Below are 7,461 nucleotides of genomic sequence, written 5' to 3' on the forward strand. Positions count from 1 at the left end.
CCGGGCGCCGCGGGCCAGCGCGTGCTGGAGCCGGTCGGCGAAGAGCACCCGGTTGGCCAGCCCGGTCAGCGAGTCGTGGAACGCCTGGTGGGTGAGCTCGCGTTCGAGCTGGCGGCGCTCGGTGACGTCGCGCAGGGTGACGACCAGGCCGGCGACGGTCTGATCCGCGCGCAGGTCCCGGCAGTGCATCTCGAGCATCACTTCGGTACGGCGCCGCCCGACAGCCCGGAAGTCCAGCCCCTCCTGCGTCCCCTCGCCGCCACGGACGGCGGCGAGCACGTCGGCCAGTCGCAGCCGGTCGCCGGGGTGGATCAGGTCGGGCAGGGACACGCCCACCGGGTCGGCGCCCAGCACGTGTCCGGCGGACGGGCTCGCGTACCGGACCCGGTCCTCCTCGTCGATGATCAGGATGACGTCGGAGGTGTTCTGCACCAGCGTGCGGAAGTAGGCCTCGCTGTTTCGGCGGGTCACCTCGTGGCTCAGCGCGATCCGCTCCAGCGCCAGCGCGACCTGGGTGGCCAGCACCTCCAGCGCCCGCTGCAGGCCGAGCAGGGCCCAGGTGGGACCGCCGACGTGCAGCACCCCGACGAGCGGGTCGCCGGTCGGGCGGTCCTGCAGCACCAGCGGGCAGCGCAGCACCATGTTGAACTGGGTGAGCCGGACCGCCACCGCCCAGTCGACGTCGCGGGTGGCGACCAGGCGGGCGGCCGTACCGGTGCTGCGGTCGTGGTCGGACTGGGCCGCGGCCTCGGGTGAGACGGGCTCCTCCGGCTCGGTGATGGCCATGGCCAGCACCACCCGGTGCGGCACGTCGGCCGGCAGCAGCTGGGCCACGGCCGTCCGGACCGCTTCGCCGACCTCGTCGGCGTCGGCCGCGGAGACCAGCGCCGCCGAGGCCTCGCGGAGCCCCCGCTCGCGGGCCAGGGCCAGCCGGTGGCTGGCCATGATGCCCGCCATCCGGGCCAGGACCAGCAGGAACGTGCACGCGCTGAGGACGGCGACCACGTCCAGGTCGGGCACCTCGCCGTCGACGCCCACCTGGAAGACCAGCACGGCCGGGGCGACCAGCGAGGCGAGGGCGAGCAGGGCGAGGCGGACCCGGCCGAGCTCGGCCAGCGGGGTGGCGACCGGCCGGGTCAGCGCGGCCATCGAGGGGCTCAGCGCGGCCAGGCCGACGGCGGCGTACAGCGGGACCCGGCCGAAGACGGCCAGGAAGGCGATGTCGTCACGCAGGGTGACGAGATTGCCGCCGACATCGGCGAGCAGCAGGGCCAGGACACCGACGGCGAGCCAGCCTCCGGCCGGCAGCCTCCGGCCGGAGGCGGTCAGCAGCCGGGTCAGCAGGGCCAGGCAGAGCAGGTCGCCGACCGGGAACGCGACCGCGATCCACTGACCGACCGTCGACAGCTCGGTGTCACGCAGGTGCGGGCCGATCACGAAGGCCCAGGCCAGCAGGGCCACGCCGGAGGTCAGGGTGAGGGCGTCGAGCAGACCGCCCCGATCGCGGCGGCCACCTGTGCGGAGCCGGACGAACCAGTAGAGCACCAGGGCCAGCGTCGGGTAGGCGGCGAGCAGCATGCCCGTACCGATGGAATGCAGGCTGGGGACGGCCCGGAGGGCGTCCGGGCCGGCGCTGTAGGCGGCCGTGCCGAGCACCGAGAGCACGACGGAGACGGCCAGCAGGTGCCACGGCCCGCGCCGGACCGGGTCGTGCCGGCGCAGGCCGAAGACCACGGCCAGCACGGCGGAGACCCCGGCGACCAGGTGTACGGGCAGCTGCCAGGCCGGCTCCAGCGCGAAGACGGCGCCGAGCGCCACCATCCAGGTGCCGAAGAGGGCAGCCGTCACTCTGGTCGGCATGCTGCTCCCCTCCGCGTCGTCAAAGCCGGACGCTGCCCTGATCGGTCCCGCACCGGAGCAACTGAGCAGAATCAGTACGTGTCCACCGACTTCGTCCGCGCGAACACGCGGCTCGCGCCCGTGCCCTTCCTCCCCGAACTCGTGCTGTACCAGGCCGAGGAGCCGATCGAGCTCTGGGAGCGCACCGAGGCGGCCGGCGCCGAGCAGCCGCCGCCGTTCTGGGCGTTCGCCTGGGCCGGGGGCCAGGCCCTGGCGCGGCACGTGCTCGACGCACCCGACCTGGTCAGCGGGCGGGCGGTGCTGGACCTGGCGACCGGCTCGGGCCTGGTCGCGGTGGCGGCGGCCCGCGCCGGGGCCCGCACCGTGACGGCCAATGACATCGATCCGCTCTCGCTGGCCGCCGCCGAGGCCAACGCCGAGGCCAACGGTGTGCCGATCCGGCTGGTGGAGGGTGATCTGCTGGCAAGCGGGTATCCGGACGCCGACGTGATCCTGGCCGGGGACGTGTTCTACAGCCGGGAGATGGCCGGGCGGGTGCTGCCGTTCCTGCGGCGCGCGGCCGGGCGCGGTGCGTTGGTGCTGGTCGGGGATCCGGGGCGGGCGTACCTGCCGGTCGACGGGATGATCCGGCGGGCGACGTACGAGGTGCCGGTGCTGGAGGCGCTGGAGTCGGTGCCGGTACGGCGGACCAGCGTATGGCAGGTGGATTTTACGAGCCGGTAATCGCGGATTGTTCAACAACTCTTGTGGGATCGTTGAACAATCCCTACCGTCAGGGGTGCCTCCATCGAACTACCCCGATCCGAGGAGTGCCCATGACCACGCAGACGCCCACTCCCGCCCGTACCCGCCGGACCGCCCTGATCGGTGCCATCTTCCTGATGGCGACCAGCGCGATCGGGCCCGGATTCATCACCCAGACCACCACTTTCACGGCGGCCCTGGGCGCCGCGTTCGCGTTCGGCATCCTGATGTCGATCCTGGTGGACTTCGTCGTCCAGATGAACATCTGGCGGATCATCTCGGTCAGCGGCAAGCGGGCGCACGAGCTCGCCAACGCCGTCGTGCCGGGCGCCGGCCACCTGCTCGCGGCGCTGGTCATCCTCGGTGGCCTGGTCTTCAACATCGGCAACGTGGCCGGCTCGGGACTCGGCCTGAACGCCGCCCTGGGTTTGGACCCGAAGCTCGGCGGCCTGATCAGCGCGCTGATCGCGATCTCCATCTTCCTGGTCAAGCGGGCCGGGATGGCGATGGACCGGCTGCTCATCGGGCTCGGCATCCTGATGATCCTGCTGACCGTGTACGTCGCGATCGTCTCGGACCCACCGGTCGGTGAGGCGCTGCGCCAGACGGTCCTGCCCGAGGAGATCGACTTCGCGGCCATCACCACGATCATCGGCGGTACGGTCGGCGGCTACATCACCTACTCCGGCGCGCACCGGCTGCTGGACAGCGGCACCTCCGGCCCCGAGCACTCCCGCGAGGTGACCCGGGGCGCGCTGACCGGCATCGCCGTCACCGGCCTCATGCGCTTCCTGCTCTTCCTGGCGATCCTCGGCGTGGTCAGCAGCGGCGTCGTGCTCAACACCAAGGGCAACGCGACCGCGCAGGCCTTCGAGTCGGCGGCCGGCGAGTTCGGGCTGCGGGCGTTCGGCGTGATCCTCTGGGCCGCGGCCATCACCTCGGTGGTCGGCGCGGCGTTCACCTCGGTGTCGTTCTTCGACGCCTTCTCCAAGCGCCTCAGCGAGCCGCGCCCCCGGTCCTGGGCGACGGTCGCGTTCATCGCGGTCAGCACGACCATCTTCCTGCTGCTCGGCACCGCGCCGTCGGCCCTGCTGGTCTTCGCCGGCGGGTTCAACGGGCTGATCCTGCCGATCGGGTTCACCATCCTGCTGTACGCCGCCTGGCGCCGGCGTGAACTGCTGCGGGGGTACGCGTACCCGATGTGGCTGCTCGTCCTCGGCGCGGTCGTCGCGGCCCTGACCTGGTACATGGGCATCACCTCGGCCCGCTCGATCTTCGAATACCTCGCCGGCTGACCAGGAGGAAAACGATGGATCTCAACAGCGATCTGGGCGAGGGCTTCGGCACCTGGCAGCTCGGCGACGACAACGCCATGCTCGACGTGGTGAGCAGCGCCAACATCGCCTGCGGCTTCCACGCCGGCGACCCGCGGACCCTGCTGGCCACGTGCGAGCGGGCCGTCTCCAAGGGCGTCGTGATCGGCGCCCAGGTCGGCTACCGGGATCTCGCGGGCTTCGGCCGGCGCTTCATCGACTACGACAGCGCCGACCTGACCGCGGACGTGATCTATCAGCTCGGCGCGCTGGACGGGCTGGCCCGGGCGGCCGGCGACCGGGTGCTCTACGTCAAGCCGCACGGCGCGCTCTACAACTCGATCGTGCACCACGAGCAGCAGGCCGCCGCCGTGGTCGAAGCCGTCCGCCGGTACGACCCGGACCTGCCCGTGCTCGGCCTGCCCGGCTCGGTCTTCCTGCACCTGGCCGAGGAGGCCGGGCTGACCACCGTCCGCGAGGCCTTCGCCGACCGCGGGTACAACCCGGACGGAACGCTGGTCCCGCGGCGCGAGCCCGGCGCGTTGCTGCACGACCCGGCCGAGGTGGCCGAACGGATGCTGCGGCTGGTCACCGACCGGACCCTGGTCGCGGTGGACGGCTCGGTGATCAAGGTGGAGGCCGACTCGATCTGCGTACACGGTGACTCGCCGGGCGCGGTCGCGATGGCCCGGGCGGTCCACGACGCGATCTCCGACGCCGGAGTGCCGATCACCGCGTTCGCCGGGACCGGCTCGTGAAGCCGGCCGCCGACCTGCGGGCCACGTTCCGGGCCGGGCTGGTCCGCCCGACCGCCGGCCTGGCCCCCGGCGTGGCCCAGGCCAACCTGATCGCCGTGCCCCGCGACTGGGCCTGGGACATGCTGCTGTACGCCCAGCGCAACCCCAAGCCGTGCCCGGTGCTGGACGTCAGCGACCCGGGCTCACCGGCCACCGTGCTGGCCGAGGGGGCCGACCTGCGCACCGACCTGCCGCTGTACCGGATCTGGCGGGACGGCCGGCTCGTCGAGGAGGTGCCGGACGCCACCGCCGCGTGGCGCGATGACCTGGTGGCGTTCCTGATCGGGTGCAGTTTCAGCTTCGAGGCGTCACTGATCGCCGCCGGCATCGACGTGCGGCACATCTCCACGGGGCGCAACGTGCCGATGTTCCGTACCTCCCGGAACTGCCGACCGGCCGGGCGGATGCGCGGTGAGCTCGTCGTCTCGATGCGGCCCATCCCCGCGGAGCGGGTGGCCGAGGCTGTCACGATCAGCGCGCGTTTCCCGGCCGTGCACGGCGCCCCGGTGCACATCGGCGACCCGGCCGGGCTCGGCATCACCGACCTGGACCGGCCCGACTTCGGCGAGCCCGTGGAGATCCGCTCCGGCGAGATCCCGGTGTTCTGGGCCTGCGGCGTCACCCCGCAGGCAGCCGTGATGGCTTCCCAGGTGCCGTACGCGATCACCCACGCGCCCGGCCACATGTTCGTGACCGACGTCCCCGACACGGAATATGAGCGATGACGAGTTTTCTCCGTTGCGGCCGCGAGGCGCTGCTGGCCGAGGTCGACGACCTCGACGCGGCCCTGGCCCTCTACGCCGCGCTGCGGTCGGCCGCCCTGCCCGGCGTGGTCGACCTGGTGCCGGCCGCCCGCACGGTGCTGATCAAGATCGATCCGGCGGTCACCTCACCGGCAGCCGTGCGGGAGGCCACCGCGGGCCTGCGCATCGACGCCCAGCGTGAGGCCGGGACCGGCACTGTGGAGATTCCGGTGCGCTACGACGGCCCCGACCTCGCCGAGGTGGCCGAACGCACCGGGCTCAGCCCCGACGAGGTGGTCGAACTGCACACGAGTTCGCGGTGGACGGTGGCCTTCGCGGGTTTCGTCCCCGGCTTCGGCTACCTCACCGGCGGCGACCCCCGGCTCGACGTGCCCCGGCGCGACTCGCCCCGCACCCGGATCCCGGCCGGCTCGGTCGGGCTGGCGGGCCGCTTCTCGGGCGTCTACCCCAGCGACAGCCCAGGCGGCTGGCAACTGATCGGCAGCACCACGGAACGCATGTGGGACCTGGACCGGCCCGAGCCGGCCCTGCTGGTCCCCGGCGTCGAGGTGATCTTCAAGGCGGTGGACCGATGACCCTGACGATCCTGCGCACCGGCCCCCTGACGGTGATCAAGGACGAGGGCCGGCCCGGGCACGCCGGGCAGGGGGTGGCGCCCTCCGGGGCGGTGGACCGCGGCGCGTACGCCCGGGCGAACGAGCTGGTCGGCAACCCGCGCGGGGCTGCGGTGCTGGAGTGCACCCTGGGCGGCCTGCGGGTCCGCTTCGACGAACCGGCGACGGTCGCGCTGACCGGTACAGACGCGGTGCTCACTGTGGACGGTACGCGGACCGCAGTCGAGGAGGTCGTCAGCGTCCCGGCCGGCGCCGAGGTGGCGGTGACCATGCCGCGCCGGGGGTTGCGCAGTTATCTTGCCGTTCGCGGTGGTCTGGCCGTGCCGGCGGTGCTGGGTTCGCGCTCCACCGACCGGCTCGCCGGGATCGGCCCCGCCAAACCGGCCGTCGGCGACACCCTGCCCATCGGCCCGGCTCCCACGGCACCGTCATCCGTCGACGTGCCACCCCAAGCCGGAGACCCGGACGCGCCACTTGAGGTCGACCTCGGGCCGCGCGACGACTGGTTCACCGCCGCGGCGATCGAGACCCTGCTCAGCGCGGAGTTCACCGTCTCCCCCAGCAGCGACTCGGTCGGCCTCCGCCTGGACGGACCAGTGCTGGCCCGCGCCCGCACCGACGAGCTACCCAGCGAAGGCGTGGTCCGCGGCTCGGTGCAGGTGCCACCGGACGGGCACCCGATCGTCTTCCAGGCCGATCACCCGGTGACCGGCGGCTATCCGGTGATCGCCGTGCTCACCCCGGCCGCCGCCGACCGCGCCGCGCAGGCCCGTCCGGGCGCCCGGCTGCGGTTCGTGGTCGCGCCCGCGTGACGGGCCGGCTCCGGCGGCTGGTTGACTGATCCGGTGACGACGGTGGAGAAGCCCGGCTCCGCGGCCAGGGCGGTGGAGCAGCTGCGCAGTTCGATGATCAACGGCGAGCTGGCGCCGGGCACCCGGCTCTCCGAGTCCTCGCTGACCGGTCCGCTCGGCGTCTCCCGCAACACGCTACGGGAGGCGTTCTCGACGCTGGTCGAGGAGGGACTGCTGGTCCGCCGGCCGCACCGGGGCGTTTTCGTGGCCACCCTGAGCTCCGCGCAGATCGCGGACATCTACCGGGTGCGGGTCCTGCTGGAATGCTCGGCGTTGGAGCAAGCCCCGACCGATCCACCCCGCGCCGCCGGGATGCGGGCCGCGGTCGACGAGGCCCGGCGCGGGGTCGCAGCCGGTGACTGGCGCGCGGTGGGCACGGCGAACATGCACTTCCACGAGCAGATCGTCGCGCTGGCCGGCAGTCATCAGCGTGCGTTCCGGGTCGGCCCCGAGCATCCCGCAGGCGCGCAGGAAGATCGCCGGGTCCGGTTTCGTGCGGCCCACCTCGTACGACAGGG

General features: G+C 72.9%; 7 protein-coding genes and 2 pseudogenes. 7 read left to right on the top strand and 2 right to left on the bottom strand.

Features of this window, described 5'->3' with window-relative positions; genetic code table 11:
* Positions 1-1,860: PAS domain S-box protein (locus tag AB0C29_RS24605; RefSeq protein ID WP_360824309.1), on the bottom strand; the 1,860-nt coding region annotated here is incomplete at its 3' end.
* Positions 1,861-1,938: 78 nt separating this feature from the next.
* Between AB0C29_RS24605 and AB0C29_RS24610 the strand changes: the two genes are divergently transcribed.
* From AB0C29_RS24610 to AB0C29_RS24640, 7 genes and pseudogenes are all read left to right on the top strand, one after another.
* On the top strand, positions 1,939-2,583 hold the full coding sequence (locus AB0C29_RS24610; protein WP_360824312.1) for a 50S ribosomal protein L11 methyltransferase: 645 nt from the start codon (positions 1,939-1,941) through the stop codon (positions 2,581-2,583).
* A gap of 92 nt (positions 2,584-2,675) precedes the next feature.
* The gene (locus AB0C29_RS24615; RefSeq protein ID WP_360824315.1) at positions 2,676-3,899 is read left to right on the top strand and encodes an NRAMP family divalent metal transporter; all 1,224 of its coding nucleotides are present in this window, start codon (positions 2,676-2,678) and stop codon (positions 3,897-3,899) included.
* Between the two features lie 14 nt (positions 3,900-3,913).
* Positions 3,914-4,675, top strand: coding sequence for a 5-oxoprolinase subunit PxpA (locus AB0C29_RS24620; protein WP_360824319.1), 762 nt, complete (start codon positions 3,914-3,916; stop codon positions 4,673-4,675).
* A complete protein-coding gene (locus AB0C29_RS24625) occupies positions 4,672-5,439 on the top strand; it encodes a putative hydro-lyase (RefSeq protein ID WP_360824322.1) in 768 nt (255 codons plus the stop codon). Before AB0C29_RS24620 ends, AB0C29_RS24625 begins: the two co-directional genes overlap by 4 nt.
* Positions 5,436-6,053: an allophanate hydrolase subunit 1 gene (locus AB0C29_RS24630; RefSeq protein WP_360824325.1), complete on the top strand. Its 618-nt coding sequence runs from the start codon at positions 5,436-5,438 to the stop codon at positions 6,051-6,053. Before AB0C29_RS24625 ends, AB0C29_RS24630 begins: the two co-directional genes overlap by 4 nt.
* A complete protein-coding gene (locus tag AB0C29_RS24635) occupies positions 6,050-6,904 on the top strand; it encodes a biotin-dependent carboxyltransferase family protein (RefSeq protein WP_360824328.1) in 855 nt (284 codons plus the stop codon). Before AB0C29_RS24630 ends, AB0C29_RS24635 begins: the two co-directional genes overlap by 4 nt.
* Before the next feature lie 93 nt (positions 6,905-6,997).
* Positions 6,998-7,309, top strand: a pseudogene (locus tag AB0C29_RS24640) (GntR family transcriptional regulator); the annotation flags it as partial.
* A gap of 57 nt (positions 7,310-7,366) precedes the next feature.
* Here the strand turns inward: AB0C29_RS24640 and AB0C29_RS24645 are convergent.
* Positions 7,367-7,461, bottom strand: a pseudogene (locus tag AB0C29_RS24645) (haloacid dehalogenase); the annotation flags it as partial.

Source organism: Actinoplanes sp. NPDC048791 (assembly GCF_040650095.1).
Taxonomy (GTDB): domain Bacteria; phylum Actinomycetota; class Actinomycetes; order Mycobacteriales; family Micromonosporaceae; genus Actinoplanes.

Bases quoted from the DNA above. Each gene is read 5' to 3' on its own strand.
- AB0C29_RS24615 (WP_360824315.1), top strand. From the start codon at position 2,676: ATGACCACGCAGACGCCCACTCCCGCCCGTACCCGCCGGACCGCCCTG.
- AB0C29_RS24630 (WP_360824325.1), top strand. From the start codon at position 5,436: ATGACGAGTTTTCTCCGTTGCGGCCGCGAGGCGCTGCTGGCCGAGGTC.
- AB0C29_RS24620 (WP_360824319.1), top strand. From the start codon at position 3,914: ATGGATCTCAACAGCGATCTGGGCGAGGGCTTCGGCACCTGGCAGCTC.
- AB0C29_RS24635 (WP_360824328.1), top strand. From the start codon at position 6,050: ATGACCCTGACGATCCTGCGCACCGGCCCCCTGACGGTGATCAAGGAC.